The organism is Variovorax sp. DAIF25 (assembly GCF_050711835.1).
In the GTDB taxonomy this organism is placed as follows: Bacteria; Pseudomonadota; Gammaproteobacteria; order Burkholderiales; family Burkholderiaceae_C; genus Variovorax.
In genome coordinates, this window is sequence record NZ_CP136636.1 from 7,301,905 (window position 1) to 7,318,457 (window position 16,553).

General features: G+C 69.8%; 18 protein-coding genes. 10 read left to right on the plus strand and 8 right to left on the minus strand.

The genetic code is table 11. The features are described 5' to 3' along the window. Positions 1 to 53: 53 nt before the first annotated feature. From R0232_RS33825 to R0232_RS33835, 3 genes are read right to left on the minus strand one after another with little or no spacing between them, the layout of a single operon-like run. Positions 54 to 917: a pirin family protein gene (locus R0232_RS33825; RefSeq protein WP_431510832.1), complete on the minus strand. Its 864-nt coding sequence runs from the start codon at positions 915 to 917 to the stop codon at positions 54 to 56. Next, positions 914 to 1,501: an NADPH-dependent FMN reductase gene (locus R0232_RS33830; RefSeq protein WP_431510833.1), complete on the minus strand. Its 588-nt coding sequence runs from the start codon at positions 1,499 to 1,501 to the stop codon at positions 914 to 916. Before R0232_RS33830 ends, R0232_RS33825 begins: the two co-directional genes overlap by 4 nt. A 37-nt stretch (positions 1,502 to 1,538) precedes the next feature. Then, positions 1,539 to 1,925 carry a DoxX family protein gene (locus R0232_RS33835; protein ID WP_431510834.1) on the minus strand — a complete coding sequence of 129 codons (387 nt, stop codon included), beginning with the start codon at positions 1,923 to 1,925 and terminating at the stop codon, positions 1,539 to 1,541. Between the two features lie 83 nt (positions 1,926 to 2,008). Between R0232_RS33835 and R0232_RS33840 the strand changes: the two genes are divergently transcribed. Both R0232_RS33840 and R0232_RS33845 read left to right on the plus strand, forming a co-directional pair. Then, positions 2,009 to 2,935 (plus strand): LysR family transcriptional regulator, encoded by a 927-nt coding sequence (locus R0232_RS33840; protein WP_208513057.1) that lies wholly within the window; start codon positions 2,009 to 2,011, stop codon positions 2,933 to 2,935. Positions 2,936 to 2,972: 37 nt separating this feature from the next. After that, the gene (locus R0232_RS33845; protein ID WP_431510835.1) at positions 2,973 to 3,449 is read left to right on the plus strand and encodes an FKBP-type peptidyl-prolyl cis-trans isomerase; all 477 of its coding nucleotides are present in this window, start codon (positions 2,973 to 2,975) and stop codon (positions 3,447 to 3,449) included. Positions 3,450 to 3,479: 30 nt separating this feature from the next. Here the strand turns inward: R0232_RS33845 and R0232_RS33850 are convergent, their stop codons facing one another. Next, on the minus strand, positions 3,480 to 5,078 hold the full coding sequence (locus tag R0232_RS33850; protein WP_431510836.1) for a CHAD domain-containing protein: 1,599 nt from the start codon (positions 5,076 to 5,078) through the stop codon (positions 3,480 to 3,482). A gap of 222 nt (positions 5,079 to 5,300) precedes the next feature. On the opposite strand from R0232_RS33850, the gene R0232_RS33855 reads away from it, so the two are divergent. After that, complete coding sequence (locus tag R0232_RS33855) at positions 5,301 to 5,717, plus strand: VOC family protein (protein WP_093351622.1); 417 nt, start codon at positions 5,301 to 5,303, stop codon at positions 5,715 to 5,717. Between the two features lie 149 nt (positions 5,718 to 5,866). Beyond that, on the plus strand, positions 5,867 to 6,937 hold the full coding sequence (locus tag R0232_RS33860; protein ID WP_431510837.1) for a pirin family protein: 1,071 nt from the start codon (positions 5,867 to 5,869) through the stop codon (positions 6,935 to 6,937). Between the two features lie 128 nt (positions 6,938 to 7,065). Here R0232_RS33860 and R0232_RS33865 read toward each other — a convergent pair whose 3' ends face one another. Together R0232_RS33865 and R0232_RS33870 are read right to left on the minus strand one after the other, a co-directional pair. Then, positions 7,066 to 7,356, minus strand: coding sequence for a YciI family protein (locus R0232_RS33865; RefSeq protein WP_057593253.1), 291 nt, complete (start codon positions 7,354 to 7,356; stop codon positions 7,066 to 7,068). 108 nt (positions 7,357 to 7,464) lie between these two features. After that, a complete protein-coding gene (locus R0232_RS33870; protein ID WP_431510838.1) occupies positions 7,465 to 8,793 on the minus strand; it encodes an Nramp family divalent metal transporter in 1,329 nt (442 codons plus the stop codon). Positions 8,794 to 8,932: 139 nt separating this feature from the next. Between R0232_RS33870 and R0232_RS33875 the strand changes: the two genes are divergently transcribed. The 3 genes from R0232_RS33875 to R0232_RS33885 all read left to right on the plus strand — a co-directional run bounded on the left by R0232_RS33875 (position 8,933) and on the right by R0232_RS33885 (position 10,592). Further along, complete coding sequence (locus R0232_RS33875) at positions 8,933 to 9,241, plus strand: putative quinol monooxygenase (protein WP_057593255.1); 309 nt, start codon at positions 8,933 to 8,935, stop codon at positions 9,239 to 9,241. A gap of 125 nt (positions 9,242 to 9,366) precedes the next feature. After that, positions 9,367 to 9,966, plus strand: coding sequence for a hypothetical protein (locus R0232_RS33880; RefSeq protein WP_431510839.1), 600 nt, complete (start codon positions 9,367 to 9,369; stop codon positions 9,964 to 9,966). A gap of 23 nt (positions 9,967 to 9,989) precedes the next feature. Beyond that, positions 9,990 to 10,592 (plus strand): hypothetical protein, encoded by a 603-nt coding sequence (locus tag R0232_RS33885; protein ID WP_431510840.1) that lies wholly within the window; start codon positions 9,990 to 9,992, stop codon positions 10,590 to 10,592. 64 nt (positions 10,593 to 10,656) lie between these two features. On the opposite strand, the gene gap is transcribed toward R0232_RS33885, so the two are convergent. Together gap and R0232_RS33895 are read right to left on the minus strand one after the other, a co-directional pair. Next, the gene (gap, locus tag R0232_RS33890) at positions 10,657 to 11,658 is read right to left on the minus strand and encodes a type I glyceraldehyde-3-phosphate dehydrogenase (RefSeq protein WP_093351635.1); all 1,002 of its coding nucleotides are present in this window, start codon (positions 11,656 to 11,658) and stop codon (positions 10,657 to 10,659) included. Between the two features lie 59 nt (positions 11,659 to 11,717). Next, complete coding sequence (locus R0232_RS33895) at positions 11,718 to 13,820, minus strand: transketolase family protein (protein ID WP_431510841.1); 2,103 nt, start codon at positions 13,818 to 13,820, stop codon at positions 11,718 to 11,720. Between the two features lie 172 nt (positions 13,821 to 13,992). Between R0232_RS33895 and speD the strand changes: the two genes are divergently transcribed. The 3 genes from speD to R0232_RS33910 are packed head-to-tail and all read left to right on the plus strand — an operon-like array spanning position 13,993 to position 16,550. After that, the gene (gene speD, locus R0232_RS33900; RefSeq protein ID WP_093351640.1) at positions 13,993 to 14,379 is read left to right on the plus strand and encodes an adenosylmethionine decarboxylase; all 387 of its coding nucleotides are present in this window, start codon (positions 13,993 to 13,995) and stop codon (positions 14,377 to 14,379) included. A 29-nt stretch (positions 14,380 to 14,408) separates the two neighbouring features. Beyond that, positions 14,409 to 15,122, plus strand: a complete 714-nt coding sequence (locus R0232_RS33905; protein WP_431512951.1) for a nucleotidyltransferase family protein — start codon at positions 14,409 to 14,411, stop codon at positions 15,120 to 15,122. Positions 15,123 to 15,152: 30 nt separating this feature from the next. Further along, positions 15,153 to 16,550, plus strand: coding sequence for an aminopeptidase P N-terminal domain-containing protein (locus R0232_RS33910; protein WP_431510842.1), 1,398 nt, complete (start codon positions 15,153 to 15,155; stop codon positions 16,548 to 16,550). Positions 16,551 to 16,553: the final 3 nt, after the last annotated feature.

The following is a 16,553-nucleotide window of genomic DNA, read 5'->3' on the forward strand; positions in this document are numbered from 1 at the left end:
AGCGAACGATTCTGGCGCAGCCGCCCGCCGCGCGCATGCTCGATTACGAGGCTCTATGCGGCTCGGCCGAGCCGGCCCTCCTGCCGCAGTTTCGCGCCGATGCGACGGATCTCGGCCTCGCCCTGGTCCAGCGTCGCGCGGCTGGTGTGCACCGAGTAGTGGCCCATCACGAGCTCATGCGGATGCTTGACCGCCGAGCCCAGCACGAAGGAGCTGTCGCCATGCGCCACGAGGTCGATGGCCTCGCCCGACTCCTCGAACACCGCGAGCTCGCCGTCGCCGATGGTCCCGCCGGCCTCGTCGCCCGCGTCGAGCCGGCCGCTCTCCACCGCGAGCCAGCCCACCGTGTGGCCGGCCGGCGGCGTGTAGCGCCAGTGCTCGCCGGCCTTCAGTTGCACCGCGAGGTAGTTGATCGGCGCGGGCGCCGGGATCGCGCTGCGCGCCGCGCCGTAGCTGCCGAGCAGCACGCGCGCCGGGCCTTCGCGCGGCACCTGCGAGGGCGCGAGGTAGATGCTCTGCGCGGGCGCGTTCTCTTCCGATGCGGGCAGCGCCACCCAGAGCTGGAAGCCGCGCACGCGCTGCACGCCTGGCGCCGGCGCGCCCGTGTGCCACACGCCATTGCCCGCCCGCATCCATTCGACGCCGCCGCCGCGCAGCACGCCCTGTTCGCCGGTCGTGTCCTCGTAGAGCGTGTCGCCCTCGATCAGCCAGGTCAGCGTGGCGATGCCCGAGTGCGGATGCATGCCGAAGCCGCGGTGGCCGCCCTCGGTGTCGAAGCCGAACAGGTCGAGGAAGACGAAGGGCTTGAGGAATTCGCCGAGGTCGCCCGGGCTCACGAGCCGCGCGATCGGGCCGTGCTTCATGCCGCGCGTACGGTAGACGATGGCGCGGGTTCGTGTTGCGACTTCAGCGGTCATACGGCCTCCCTCGCGGTCTTCAGTGCCTTCGTCCACCACGCGAGGTCGTCGAGCATGCCGCCCGCGGCCTGCGCGAGGTGCGGGAAGTCCTCGAAGCTCTTGCCCTGCTGCCAGATGCCGAGGAACTCGACCATGCCGATGTGCACCGCGTTGCGCACCGGTGCCATCTGCATCTCGACCGCGATCAGCCGCAGCTGCTCGATCGCGCGCGCCGCGCCCACGCCGCCGTAGCCCACGAAGCCGATCGGCTTGCGCACGAACTCCTTGTAGGCCCAGTCGATCGCGTTCTTCAGCACCGCGCTCGGGCCGTGGTTGTACTCGGGCGTGACCACGACGAGGCCGTCGAAGGTGGCCAGCTTCGCCTGCCAGCGCTGCGCGGCCTCGTTCTTCACCGGGCCCCAGGCCGGCGCGCCGGCTTCGTTGAAGAAGGGCAGCGGATGGTCGCGCAGGTCGACCAGTTCGAAGGCGAGGTCGGTGCGCTGCTTCGCGATCTCGTGGATCCAATGCGCGGGCTTCTCGCCGAAGCGGCCTTCGCGGGTCGAGCCGATGACGATGCCGATGAGGGGTTTTTGCTGTTGGGTCATGGGGTACTCCTGAATGGGGTGAGGGGACAAAGAGGAATCAGCGCGCGATGGCGACCGGCCGCGACACAGGCCGCAGCCGCCACGCCACGAAGGCCGAGAGCAGCGTGAGAACGATGGCCGGCGCGGGGTTGCCGCCGATCAGCACGAGGTGCGTGGCCACGGCGCAGACCATGGTCGCGGCCAGCAGCAGGCCGCCGACAAAGCCGGTCGCGGGCACGAGCAGCAGCAATGCGCCGCCGACCTCGACCACACCCGTCACGTAGCGGAACCACTGGCCGAAGCCGATGGCGTCGAACACCTGAACCATCTGCGGCACGCCGGCCAGCTTGGCGGCGCCGGCCGCGCCGAAAGCCAGCGCCAGGAGGATGCGAACGCCCCAGACGATGCGGCGCTGGAGGGGAGAAAGAGAGGACGAGGAAGTCATGGGTACAAGGTTAGGGTCGCACCCATTGATCGACTAGACGGTAGAGTCGGATTTCACTCGTCCATCCATCGAAGGAATCGCCCATGCTCGACCTCAACGACATCGCCATGTTCGTGCAGGTGGTGCGCCATGGCAGCTTTGCCGAAGCCGCCCGGCGCCTCGGGCTGCCGCCCAACACCGTGAGCCGGCGCATCCAGCAGCTCGAGGCGCAGCTGGGCACGCGGCTGATGCAGCGCTCGACCCGCAAGCTGACGCTGACCAGCGCGGGCCAAGCTTTTCACGAGCGCTGCGCGGGCGCGGTCGATGGACTGGTCGAGGCCGGGCAGGAACTGATCACCGGCAGCCATGCGCCCAGCGGCCTGGTGCGCGTGGCGGCGACCGCTGACTTCTTCGATTTCTTCCCGATGGAATGGGTGGCCGACTTCCTGGCCGCGAATCCGCTGGTGCGGGTCGACTTCGTGCTGAGCGACGCCAAGGCCGACCTGATCGCGGAGCAGATCGACGTCGCCTTCCGTGGCGGCGCGCAGCCCGATTCGGGCTACGTCGGCCGCAAGCTGCTGGGGCCGCGCACCGACGGCCTGGTGGCGAGCCCCGCCTACATCGCCGCGCGCGGCGCCCCGGCCACGCTGCAGGAGCTGGCGCAGCACGACTGCGTGACCGCGGCGCATCCCAGCGGCCGCGCGACCTGGCGGCTGGCCGGGCCGGACGGCGAGGAGGAGGTGCAGGTCACGGGCCGCTTCAGCGGCAACACCGCGCAGGCGCTGCGCCGGGCGGCGGTGGCCGGCCTGGGCATCGCGCTGCTGCCGCCTTCGATGGGCCGGCTCGACGTGGCGGCCGGCCGGCTCATGCCGGTGCTGCCGCGGTACCAGCGCACGGGGCAGGGGCTGACCGTGCTGTACCCGAGCCGCAAGCACCTGCCGCTCGCGGTGTCGGCCTTCATCGCGATGGTGACGCAGAAGCTGAGCACCGAAGAAACGCTGCCCGAGGCCTTCCGCTCATGGAAGACCTAGCCGTCACGGCCCATCGGTTTGCACGGAAAATGGCCCGATGAAAATCGCAAAAGACACCGTCGTCACCCTCAAGTACAAAGTCGCCGACGCCCAGGGCAAGCTGATCGAAGCCAGCCCCGAGCCCATGGCCTACCTGCATGGCGGCTACGAGAACACGCTGCCCAAGATCGAGGAAGCGCTCGACGGCCACGAGAAGGGCTACCAGACCACCCTGAACCTCGCGCCCGAGGACGCCTTCGGCCAGCGCGACGAGACGCTGGTGCGCAGCATTCCCAAGACCGACTTCCCGCCGGGCGTGAAGGTGGGCGGCCAGCTGCAGGGCCGCCTCGACGACGGCCGCGAACACGTGTTCACCGTGATGAAGATCAAGGGCCCGGTCGTCATGCTCGACGGCAACCATCCGTGGGCCGGCAAGGCGCTGCGCTTCAGCCTGACCGTGACGGACGTGCGCGAGGCTCTGCCGGTGGAGATCGAGCATCGCCACGTGCACGGGGCGCACGGCCACCACCACTGACGTCGGACGCGCTCGCTCGCGCGCCCCGCGTCAGGACTTGCCGCGGCCCTTCTTCCAGAACCGCGGCGCGCCCTCGATCTTTTCCAGCGCCTCCCGGCAGGCCGCCGCGCCCGCCGCATGCCGCGCGCTGAACCAGCCCACCGCGAACCAGGCGCGCGCATCGTGCGCGGTGGCTTCGCGGTACAGGGCCATCGCGACGGCCTCGTCGTTGAACTCGCCCAATGCGTCCTGCGCGGGACGCAGGCGCTTCAGGTAGCGCTCGGCGGCGCTCTTGTCGTCGCTCTTCTTCTCGTCCCGGGTCTCGAACAGCGGCGCCGCGAATTCGGCGAGGTAGCGCAGGCGCTTGAGGCGCTTGCGCACGCGGTGCTGGCTGTCGGTGTCCAGCGATTCGAAGCGGCCGCCATCGCGCAGGGCCTGCGCGTGCAGGCGTTGCAGGCGCTTGCACAGGAAGCGGCGGGCGTCGTCGGAGTCCAGCGGCGTGACGGGCGGCGCGCCCTCCGCGGCCGGTTCGGGCGCCGGGGCCTCGGTGGCGGTGAAGCCGATCAAGGCCACCAGCACCGCCTGGAACGCGGGCGCGCGAACAGCGTCGCCGGGTGAAGGCTGGGTGGGGCCTGCGCCGGCCGCCTCGCCGGCCAGCGGATCCACCTCGGGCGCCCCGGCCTCGCGCAGTTTCGGCTGCGCGATCTTCGCCACCTGCTCGCGGTCGCGCAGCGCGCCCAGTGCGCGGAAGCAGTCGACCAGCGCCGGCTCCCAGCCCGCGCGGTCGAAGGCGCCCGAGGGATCGAGCCCCTCGAGTTCACGCAGGGCCGTGCGCAGGCGGCGGATGCCGATACGCAGTTGATGGACCTGTTCCTCGTCGTCGCTGCCCGCGGCCACTTCGGTGGCATTCGGCAGGATCTGCGCGAGGCAGTTCGCGACCACGGCGCGCTGGATCGCGCGGCCATCGGGCGCGCTCGCGAAGCGCGGCGGCTCGGCCTTGACGGCGGGCACCACCTCGAGCCCCGCCAGCAGCCGCGCGCCGCGCTCGGCCTTCGAGATGGTGCTGAACCACAGCCCGTGCTGCTGCGACCAGCGCTGCGCGAGCGCGACCAGCCCCGGCACGCTGCCGCGCTTGAGTTCGAGCTCGAGTTCGCAGACCGGCGATTCGCGCTGTTCGGGCGTGCCGGCATGCGCGACCACCTTGCCGACATCGAGCGCCAGCTCGGCGACGACGCCGCCGGGCCCGGTGCTGCGCACGTCGCGCGTGAGCCGCACGATGTCGGTGGACTGGCGCTCGACCAGCGCCGCGGGCTGCCCATCCTCGCCCGCGAGCGCCTGCGCCAGCCGCTCGCCGACCGGCGTGCCCTGGTGGCGTTGCGGATCGATGCCTGGCGAGGCGCCCGCGGTGCCGAGGTCGACGTTGTGCTCGAGCCGGTGCAGCGCGTTGTCGCCGGTGGCTTTCACCGTCTGCACCCAGCGCCGGCCCTCCTTGCGCAGCCGCAGCACGATGCCCTGCGCGGCCAGCCGCTCGTCGGCGGTGTCGAAATAACGCGCCTGCAGCCGCGTGCGCACCACGGCACCGCGGCGCAGCGCGGCGTCGACGGCCTTCAGGCGGTCGGTGGGGATGTGGAACTTGAATTCGATTTCCATGAGCCGGCCATGATGCACGCTGCGCGCCGTGGCGCCACCCATCGACGCACGGCGCGCGCGGGCATCGGGGCGGTCCGCCGGGGGCCGGAAGCGTCTTCTTGCAAATTGATGTGGACACCGTCCATTTTGTTTTGCATAATTTGTGGACGCTGTACACAACAACCCGTCCAGCGCCCCGAAGCCCCTTTTTTTGTTCTCTTCTTTCGACGCACAGGAAACACCATGGCCACCAAGCAGATCTTCGTGAACCTCCCCGTCAAGGACCTCGACAAGTCCAAGGCTTTCTTCAACGCGCTGGGCTACAACTTCAACCCGCAGTTCACCGATGCCAATGCCGCCTGCATGGTGGTGCAGGAAGGCAGCATCCACGCGATGCTGCTGGTCGAGTCCTTCTTCAAGACCTTCACCGACAAGGCGATCGCCGACACCCGCACCAGCACCGAAGTGCTGCTGTGCCTCTCGTGCGAGAGCCGCGCCGAGGTCGACGAGCTGGTGGCCAAGGCGGTCGCCGCCGGCGGCACCACGCCGCGCGCGCCGCAGGACCTCGGCTTCATGTACGGCCATGGCTTCCAGGACCTCGACGGCCACCTCTGGGAGCTGGTGTTCATGGACCCGAACGCGCAGATGCCGCAGCAATAAGGGCGGCAGGCGGTCCGGCGATGCCCATCGTTCCATCCGCGAGCCGCACTGTCGCGCGCACGCGCCCTTCCGATGGGCGCAAGCGCCCCGACATAGGGGCCAAGGACGCCGCGCCATCGACGGCGTCCGATCCCGAAAGGAAGGCCGACGTGCCCACCGCCACCGCCAGCGACAACCCCATCGTGGGGATCAAGCCCCTGGGCTTCCCGTGGGAGACGGTCGACCCGTTCCTGTTCTGCGTCTACCACGACGACGCCTATCCGCGCGCCAATGCGCAGATGGGCCCCGAGGCCTCGCTCGCGGGCCGCGACATCGGCCAGGACTTCAGCCGCAAGGACGGCTGGAGCATGTACCACGGCGAGACCGTGCCGGGCTTTCCCTCGCACCCGCACCGCGGCTTCGAGACCGTGACCATCGTGCGCAAGGGCCTGATCGACCATTCCGACTCGCTGGGCGCCACCGCGCGCTTCGGCGGCGGCGACGTGCAGTGGCTCACGGCCGGCAAGGGCATCGTGCATTCGGAGATGTTCCCGCTGCTCGACGCCGGCGCGCCGAATCCGCTCGAGCTGTTCCAGATCTGGCTGAACCTGCCGGCCGCCAGCAAGATGGCCGAGCCGCATTTCACGATGTTCTGGTCGGAAGCGATCCCGCGCCTGGTGGTCGAGTCGCCGCGCGGCGGCCGCACCGAGATCGCGGTGATCGCGGGCCAGCTCGGCAACGCGGCCGAGGCCGGCGCGCCCGCGCCCATCGATCCGCTGGCGCCGCCGCCCGATTCGTGGGCCGCGCGCACCGAGGCCGACGTGGCGATCTGGACCCTGCGCATGACGCCCGGCGCCGACTGGACGCTGCCGGCCGCCAGCGGCGCAGGCACGCGGCGCATGCTGTACTTCTTCAAGGGTGCGCAGGCGCGCATCGCGGGCCGCGAGGTGCAGGGGCCGGCGGCCATCGAGCTGCATGCCGGCACCGCGGTCGAGATCGTCAACGGCGACGCCGACACGGCCGAGTTCCTGCTGCTGCAGGGCCGCCCGATCGCCGAGCCGGTGGTGCAGTACGGGCCCTTCGTGATGAACACGCAGGCCGAGATCAGCCAGACCCTGGCCGACTACCGCCGCACGCAGTTCGGCGGCTGGCCCTGGGACGACGGGGCGCCGGTGCATGGCCGCGACCCGGCACGCTTCGCGCGGCATCCGGGCGGGCGCGAGGACAAGCCGGCCCGCTGAGAAGGTGTGAATGAACCTGCTGCGCGCCCCGATCTCGCATCTGCGGTCCTCGCCGTACGTCAGTACGGCTGCGGTCCTCGACGCGACCTCGGGGCGCTCGCGACGGTTCCTTCACACCTTCTAAGGACTCAGAAGGTCTTGAGCATCTCGGCGCCCAGCGCCGTCATGCTCGGCACGAACTCGATCACCTCGGCGCGCGCCACTTCGCCCTGTACGAAGGGGTCGCGCGCCAGCACGGCTTCGAGCGCGGCGCGGTCGCCCGAGCGCGCGATGATCACGCCGCCGCGGCGCGGCACCTGGCGGCCCGAGGCGATGAACAGCCCGCTCTCGTAGTGCTTCCGCAGCCACACCATGTGCGCGTCGATCAGCGCGTCGACCTCCTCGAGGGGGCGGATGTAGGTGAGGGTCACGATGAACATGCGCGGGGCTTCCTGGGTGATGCGACGGGCCCGATGCTAGGGCCTTCGCATGACCGCCCGAAGCCGCGCCGGGTAACCGGATGCAAATCCGCGACCGACGGTCGGCGCTCAGCCGATGCCCAGCACCACCGACGCCACCAGCCACACGTTGGCCGCGCTGATCACGCCGAACAGCAGCCAGGCCAGCGACTTCAGCACCGGCCCGTTCGCGAAGCCGCCCATCAGCGCGCGGTCGCTCGTGAAGCGGATCAGCGGCCACATCGCGAACGGCAGCTGGAAGCTCAGCACCACCTGGCTCAGCACCAGCATCTTGCCCACGCCGCCGTCGCCGAACCACCACACGCCGACGAAGGCCGGCACCAGCGCCAGCGCGCGCGTGATCAGGCGCCGCTGCCAGCACGGGATCTTCAGGTCGAGAAAGCCTTCCATGATGATCTGGCCCGCGATGGTGCCGGTGAAGGTCGAGCTCTGGCCCGAGGCCAGCAGCGCCACGCCGAACAGCGTGGCCGCCAGCGCGCTGCCCACCACCGGCTCGATCAGCCGGTAGGCATCGTCGATCTCGGTCACCGCCGTGTGGCCGGTGCCGTGGAAGGCGCTGGCCGCGAGCACCATGATGGCCGCGTTGACCAGCAGCGCGAGCGACAGCGAGACCACCGCGTCGAGCGTGCAGAAGCGCACCGCCTCGCGCCGCGCGGGCTCGGTCGGCGCCACCAGCCGGGTCTGCACGATCGACGAGTGCAGGTAGAGGTTGTGCGGCATCACCGTCGCGCCCACGATGCCGATCGCGAGGTAGAGCGCGCCCGGCTGGTGCAGCCGCTCGAGCATCGGCACGAAGCCGACCGCCACGCCGAACCAGTTGGGCGGCGCCATCGCGAGCTCGACCACGAAGCAGGCCGCGATGGTGCCGACCAGGCCGAGCACGATCGCCTCCACGCGGCGGAAGCCCGCACCCTGCAGGCCCAGTACCAGCAGGGTGTCGAAGGCGGTGATGAGGATGCCCACCGGGATCGAGACGCCGAACAGCAGGTGCAGCGCGAGCGCGCTGCCGAGCACCTCGGCCAGGTCGCAGGCCACGATGGCGAGCTCGGCGCCGAGCCAGAGGAAGCGGTTGACGCGCGGCGAATAGCGCTCGCGGCAGGCGCGCGCCAGGTCCTTCTGCGCGATCAGCCCGAGCCGCACGCACAAGGTCTGCAGCAGCATCGCCGCGAGGCTCGCGAGCAGCACCACGAACAGCAGGCCGTAGCCGAAGCGCGAACCGGCCTCGATGTCGGTGGCCCAGTTGCCCGGGTCCATGTAGCCCACCGACACCAGCAGCCCCGGGCCCGCGTAGCGCAGCAGCTTGCGGCCGAAGGACAGCTCCTGCGGCACCGCGACGCTGCCTTTCACCTCGGACGGACAGAAGGGCGCGGTGGCGGTGCGGGGCAGCGGGAAGAACATGCGCGCGATGATAGGGACAAGCCTCGGGCCTTGTCGCCCATCGGACCACCCTGCCCGGCAGGCCCGCGCGGAATCTCTTAGATTCGAAGGCTCGCGGCCGCACCGGCCCGTTCTTCCCATCCCCAGGAGACCCTCGCCCATGATCCACGTCGTCGCCGTCATCACCGCCAAGCCGGGCCAGCGCGCCGCGCTGCTCGCCGCCTTCGCCGAGAACCGTGCCGCGGTGCTGGCCGAGAAGGGCTGCATCGAATACGGCGCCACCATCGACGCGCAGGGCATCCCGCCCTCGAAGGCCAGCTTCGGCGCCGACACCTTCGTCGTGATCGAGAAGTGGGAGACGCTGGCCGACCTGCAGGCCCACGCGGTCGCGCCGCACATGAAGGCCCATGGCGAGAAGACCAAGGCACTGGTCGAGAGCAAGCTGATCCACGTGCTCGAGCCGGTCTGAGGCCGCGCGCCCGACGGGCGCTTCTTTCTGCTTCGCCGCCTACCCCTTTCCGTTGTATTCGTGCGCACGGGATGCTGCTACCTTTGCCGGCAGCCGTTCAACGACACAGAGAGGGGACCACGGACATGGCGATCTTCCGTTCGCAAGGCCTGCGCCGGTGCGCGCGCGCCACCGCGGTGCCCGCCGCGCTGGCCGCGCTCGTGCTGCTGGCCAGCGGCTGCGCGCCGCTGATGGCGCCGCCCTACGCGGCCGACTACGAGGCGCTCGACCGCCTCGAGGCCACGCGCCCCGGCATGGTGGCGGTGGCGCGCGCCCAGCCCACCGATCCCGAGGACAAGGTCAACAACGTGCGCATGCGCAGCACGCGCCTGGTCTCGCCCAACGGCAGCTTCGCGCTCTACCTCGAGGAAGCGATGCGGCGCGACCTGGCCGAGATCTCGGTGCTCGACCCGAAGGCGCCCACGCGCATCGCGGCGCGCATCCTGCTCAACGAACTCGACCTCGGCGTGTTCAACGGCGGCGGCCGCATGGAGGTCGAGATCGTGGTCACGCGCGGCGACACGCAGCGGCTGCGCCGCACCTACCGCGGCGAGACCAGGTTCGAATCGGGCTATGGCGCCGCGGTGGCGGTGCCGGCCGGCCAGGCCGAGTACCCGCGCCTGGTGCGCGCGCTGCTGCGCCAGGTCTATGCCGATCCGCAGTTCGTGGCGGCGATCCGGCCATGACGACAACGACACGAGGCGCCGCCATGTCCCTGCTCTCTTCCTGCACGCGCGCCGCCGGCATCGCCGCCCTCGCCTTCGGCGCGCTGCTGCTCGCGGCCTGCACCCATCCGATCACCATGGTCACCGACCCGGCGCCACCGCGTTCGCTGCAGCACCTGGTGCAGAAGAAGGTGGCCTACGTGATGACCGACGCGCAGCGCGACACCCAGGTGGTCACGCCCGGCGGCAGCGGCGACAAGGTCAGCTACTTCCCCTACCGCGACCTCGAGAAGCCGGTGCGCGACGCGCTGCGCTCCGTCTACCGCGACGTGGTGGTGCTACGCACCGCGAACGACGTGAAGGCCAACCAGGCGGCCGGCATCGCGCTGGTGTTCACGCCGAAGATCACGACCGACTCGAGCTCCACCTCGCTGCTGGCCTGGCCGCCGACCTCGTTCACCGCCGAGGTGCAGTGCGTGGTCACCGACGCCGCGGGCGCCGAGGTCACGCGGGTGCGCGCGGTCGGCAACGGCACGGCCGAGTTCGGCGAGTACAAGGGCGACTTCGGCCTGGCCGCGCGCCGCGCCGCGGCGCGCATGGCGGGGCAGCTCGCGAGCGAGATACGGCGCAACGAGAAGCTGCGCTGAAGCAGCGCCCCCAAAAGAAAAAACGCGCTCCTGGGAGCGCGTTCTTCATGGCGGGTTCGAAGGCTTACTTCGAGACGACCTTCACCATCTCGAGGCACTTGTTCGAGTAGCCCCATTCGTTGTCGTACCAGCTCACGAGCTTCACGAAGGTGCCGTCGAGCGCGATGCCGGCTTCGGCGTCGAAGATCGAGGTGCGCGGGTCGCCGCGGAAGTCGGTGGCCACCACCTTGTCTTCCGTGTAGCCCAGCACGCCCTTGAGCGCGCCTTCGCTCTGCGCCTTCATCTCGGCGCAGATTTCCTTGTACGTGGCTTCCTTCACCAGCTCGACCGTCAGGTCGACCACCGACACGTCGGAGGTCGGCACGCGGAAGCTCATGCCCGTGAGCTTCTTGTTGAGCTCGGGGATCACCACGCCCACGGCCTTGGCCGCGCCCGTCGACGACGGGATGATGTTTTCCAGGATGCCGCGGCCGCCGCGCCAGTCCTTGTTGCTCGGGCCGTCCACGGTCTTCTGCGTGGCGGTGGCGGCGTGCACGGTGGTCATCAGGCCGCGCTTGATGCCCCACTTGTCGTTGAGCACCTTGGCCAGCGGGGCCAGGCAGTTGGTGGTGCAGCTGGCGTTGCTGATGATGGCCTCGCCGGCGTACTTCTTGTCGTTCACGCCGTAGACGAACATCGGCGTGTCGTCCTTCGACGGCGCCGACAGGATCACCTTCTTGGCGCCCGCGTCGATGTGCTTCTGCGCGGTTTCCTTCGTGAGGAACAGGCCGGTCGACTCGAGCACGATGTCGGCGCCGACCTCGTTCCACTTCAGTTGCGCGGGGTCGCGCTCCTGCGTCAGGCGGATCTTCTTGCCGTTCACGATCAGCGTGTTGCCCTCGACCGTGACCTCGCCCTTGAAGCGGCCGTGCACCGAGTCGTACTGCAGCATGTAGGCCAGGTAGTCGGGCTCGAGCAAGTCGTTGATGGCAACGATTTCGATCTCGTTCTTGAAGTTCTGCACGGCTGCGCGCAGCACGTTGCGGCCGATGCGGCCGAAGCCGTTGATACCGAGTTTGATAGCCATCTGACTTGCTCCTAAGGTTGAAAAACTTGTGATCGGACCGGAAGAAGGGCGCGCGGCGCTCAGTCGCGCAGGGCCGCTTCGACCGTGGCGGCGACGTTCTCGGCCGTGAAGCCGAAGTGCTTGAACAGCACCGGCGCGGGGGCCGATTCGCCATAGCTGTCGATGCCGACGACCGCGGCGCAGCCGTACTTCCACCAGCCGTCGGTGCAGCCCATCTCGACCGCCACGCGCGGCAGCTTCTTCGGCAGCACGGCCTTCTTGTAGGCCAGGTCCTGGCGGTCGAAGGTGGTGGTCGAGGGCATCGACACCACGCGCACCGCGATCTTCTTCTCGGCCAGGAGCTTCTGCGCGGCCAGCGCGAGCTGCACTTCGGAACCGGTAGCGATGATGACCGCCGCGGTCTTCTTGTTCTTCAGGCCGACCTGTTCGGGTTCGGACAGCACGTAGGCGCCGCGGCTGATGTCGCCGAGTTCGCTCTTCGCCGCATAGGCGATGTTCTGGCGGCTCAGCAGCAGCGCGGTCGGGCGCGACTGGTTCTGCAGCGCCACGGCCCAGGCCACGGCGGTTTCGGCCGTGTCGCCCGGACGCCAGACGTCGAGGTTGGGGATCAGGCGCAGCGAGGCGGCGTGCTCGATCGACTGGTGCGTCGGGCCGTCTTCGCCCAGGCCGATGGAGTCGTGCGTGAACACGTGGATCACGCGGCGCTTCATCAGCGCGGCCATGCGGATCGCGTTGCGGCTGTAGTCGCTGAAGGTCAGGAAGGTGCCGCCGTAGGGGATGTAGCCGCCATGCAGCGCCACGCCGTTCATGATCGCGGCCATGCCGAACTCGCGCACGCCGTAGTTGATGTGGCGGCCGATGGTGCCGTGCGGGGCTTCGGCCGGCGCTTCGGACTTGGCTTCGTCTTCCGCGCCGGGCTTGGCCTCGACCGCCGGCACGTTCATGACCACGGCGCCGGTCTTCGGATCGAAGCGCAGCGCGGCGGTGCTCTTGGTGTTGGTGAGGTTCGAGCCGGTCAGGTCGGCGCTGCCGCCGAGCATTTCGGGCAGCGCGGCGGTGAACGATTCCAGCGCGAGCTGGCTGGCCTTGCGGCTGGCCACGGTCTCGGCCTTGGTGTGCGCGGCCACCACGGTGTCGAACGCGACCTGGTGGAATTCCTTGGGCAGCTCGCCCTTCATGCGGCGCGTGAACTCGCCGGCCAGCTCGGGGTAGGCGACGGCGTAGGCGGCGAAGCGCTCGTTCCAGTCGGTCTCGAGGCGGTGGCCTTCGTCCTTGTGGTTCCAGTCGGCATAGACCTCGGTCGGGATCTCGAAGGCCGGCGCGGTCCAGCCCAGGGCTTCGCGCGTGAGCTTGATTTCCTCGGCGCCGAGCGCCTCGCCGTGCGCCTTGGCGGTGCCGGCGCGGTTCGGGCTGCCCTTGCCGATGGTGGTCTTGCAGACGATCAGCGTGGGGCGCGACTCTTCCTTCTTCGCCTTGGCGATGGCCTTCGACACTTCCTTGGCGTCGTTGCCGTCGATCGGGCCGATGACGTTCCAGCCGTAGGCCTTGAAGCGCTCTTCCGTGTTGTCGATGAACCAGGGCTTGACCTGGCCGTCGATGCTGATGCCGTTGTCGTCGTACAGCGCGATCAGCTTGTTGAGGTGCCAGGCGCCGGCCAGCGCGCAGGCTTCGTGGCTGATGCCTTCCATCATGCAGCCGTCGCCCAGGAAGGCGTAGGTGTGGTGGTCGACGATGTCGTGGCTCTTGCGGTTGAACTCGGCGGCCAGCAGCTTCTCGGCCAGCGCGAAGCCCACGGCATTGGTGATGCCCTGGCCCAGCGGGCCGGTGGTGGTTTCCACGCCGGGGGTCACGTCGACCTCGGGGTGGCCCGCGGTCTTGCTGTGCAGCTGGCGGAAGTTCTTGAGCTCGTCGATCGGCAGGTCGTAGCCGGTCAGGTGCAGCACCGCGTACAGCAGCATCGAGGCGTGGCCGTTCGACAGCACGAAGCGGTCGCGGTCGAACCAGTGCGGGTTGGCGGGGTTGTAGCGCAGGTGCTCGCCCCACAGTGCGACGGCCATGTCGGCCATCCCCATCGGTGCGCCCGGATGTCCGGAATTGGCTTGTTGAACGGCATCCATAGCCAACGCGCGGATCGCGTTGGCCATCAGGGCTTGGTTGGCCATGGGCAGGGAACTTTCGGGGGAGTTGGGTGGGAGGGACTCGGGAGAACCCGCGATTTTACCGGGCGAGCCCGAACCGGCACCGACAGCCTGCTGACACCCCTCTGCGCTTATTTTGCGCAGCCGGCCGGACCCGCGTTTTCCCTCATGGGCGATGTACTAAAGTCGCGGACATATGCACGGGCTGCACCTCACCGCCGACCTTCACGACTGCCAATGCGGCGCGCAGTGGCTCACCGACGGCGAGGCGCTCGGCGCCGTCTGCCTCAAGGCCGTGTCGGCCGCGGGGCTGCAGCCGGTGGGCAAGCTGGTCCACGGCTTCCCGGCCACCACGCACGGCCCGGGCGGCGTCACCGCCACCGTGCTGCTGGCCGAATCGCACCTGTGCCTGCACACCTGGCCCGAGCAGCGCGCCGTCACGCTCGACGTCTATGTCTGCAACTTCGGCGGCGACCACTCGGCCAAGGCGCATGCGCTGATGGACTGCCTGGTCTCGCTGTTCCGTCCGCGCCACAGCGAACGCAACGAGCTGCAACGCGGGCGCGTGGCGGCCAGCGCTTGAGCCGGGACGCGACGGTGGCGGCCAAGGCCATGGTGCTCGCGGCCGGTCGCGGCGAGCGCATGCGGCCGCTGACCGACACCACCCCCAAGCCCCTGCTCGAGGTCCGTGGCAAGCCGCTGATGCAATGGCCGATGGAGGCGCTGGCGGCCGGCGGCTTCACCGAGCTGGTGCTCAACACGGCCTGGCTCGGCGACCGGATCTCCGGCCACTTCGGCTCGAAACCGTTGCTGGACGGCCAGGTGGCGCTATCGATTTCATACTCCGACGAGGCCCGAGACTTCGGCGGCGCGCTCGAGACCGCGGGCGGCATCGTGCGCGCGCTGCCGCTGTTGGGCGATCCGTTCTGGGTCGCGGCGGGCGACGTGTTCGCGCCCGGCTTCGTCTTCACCCAGGCCGCGGTCGAGCGCTTCGTGGCGAGCGGCAAGCTCGCGCACCTGTGGCTGGTGCCCAATCCCGCGCACAACCCGAAGGGCGACTTCGGCCTCTCGGCCGAGGGCCTCGCGCTCAACACGCAAGACGGCCCGCGCCACACCTTCTCGACCATCGGCCTGTACCGCGCCGCGCTGTTCGCGCCGCCCTACTGCGCCATCCCTGGCGGCAATCCCGGCGGCGTCAAAGCCCCGCTGGCGCCGATCCTGCGTGCCGCGATGGACAATGGCCTGGTGAGCGCCGAGCTCTACACCGGCCCCTGGACCGACGTGGGAACGCCCGAGCGCCTCGCCGAACTCAACCGGCCTTCGTAGCCAGCCCGTCTCACAGGAAGTCTCCACGCGATGACCACCACCGACACCAAGAAGATCTACGCCGAGCGCCGCGCTCGCCTCGCCTCGCAACTGGGCAAGGACGGCATCGCGATCATCCCGACCGCGCCCGAACGCCAGCGCAACCGCGACAGCGACTTCCTGTTCCGCCACGACAGCTACTTCTACTACCTGACCGGCTTCACCGAGCCCAATGCCTGGCTGGTGCTCGGCGGCGACGGCCGCGCCACGCTGTTCTGCGCGCCCAAGGACCTGGAGCGCGAGATCTGGGACGGCTACCGGCTCGGCCCCGACGCCGCGCCCGAGGCGCTCGGCCTCGACGAGGCCTTCTCGGTCACCGAGCTCGATGCGAAGCTGCCCAAGCTGCTCGAGAACCGCTCGGTCGTCTGGTTTCCGTTCGCCACCCACAAGGGCCTCGAGACCCGCGTCGACGGCTGGCTGCAGTCGGTGCGCGCGCGCGTGCGCTACGGCGCGCTGTGCCCCGAGGAGCAGCGCGACCTCTGCGGCCCGCTCGACGAGATGCGCCTCGTGAAGGACGCGCACGAGCAGGACATCATGCGCCGCGCCGCGCAGATCAGCGCCCGCGCCCACATCCGCGCGATGCAGCTGTCGGCGCGCATGCTGCGCGAGGGCAAGGACGTGCGCGAGTACCACCTCGACGCCGAGCTGCTGCACGAGTTCCGCCTCGGCGGCTCGCAGTACCCGGCCTACGGTTCCATCGTCGCGGCCGGCGCCAACGCCTGCGTGTTGCATTACCGCGCCGATGCCGCGCCCGTGCGCGACGGCGAGCTGGTGCTGATCGACGCCGGCTGCGAGCTCGACGGCTACGCCAGCGACATCACGCGCACCTTTCCCGCCAACGGCAGGTTCACCGGCCCGCAGCGCGCGCTGTACGACCTCGTGCTCGCGAGCCAGGACGCCTCGGCCGCCGCCACCAAGGCCGGCAACCGCTTCAACGACCCGCACGACGCCGCCGTGCGCGTGCTCGCGCAGGGCATGCTCGACCTGGGCCTGCTCGACGCCAACAAGGTCGGCAGCCTCGACGACGTGATCGACAGCCGCGCCTACTTCCAGTTCTACATGCACCGCACCGGCCACTGGCTCGGCATGGACGTGCACGACTGCGGCAGCTACGTCGAACCCACGCAGGTCGGCGAGGTCAGCGAACGCAAGGACCCGCTGTCGAACGAGCTCATCAAGAACCGCCCGAGCCGCATCCTGCAACCCGGCATGGTGCTCACGCTCGAACCCGGCATCTACGTGCGTCCCGCCGATGGCGTGCCCGAGCAGTTCCACAACATCGGTATCCGCACCGAGGACGACGCCATCGTCACGGCCACCGGCTGCGAGCTCATTTCGCGCGGCGTGCCGGTGAAGGGGGACGAGATCGAGGCGTTGATGCGGGCCTGAGCG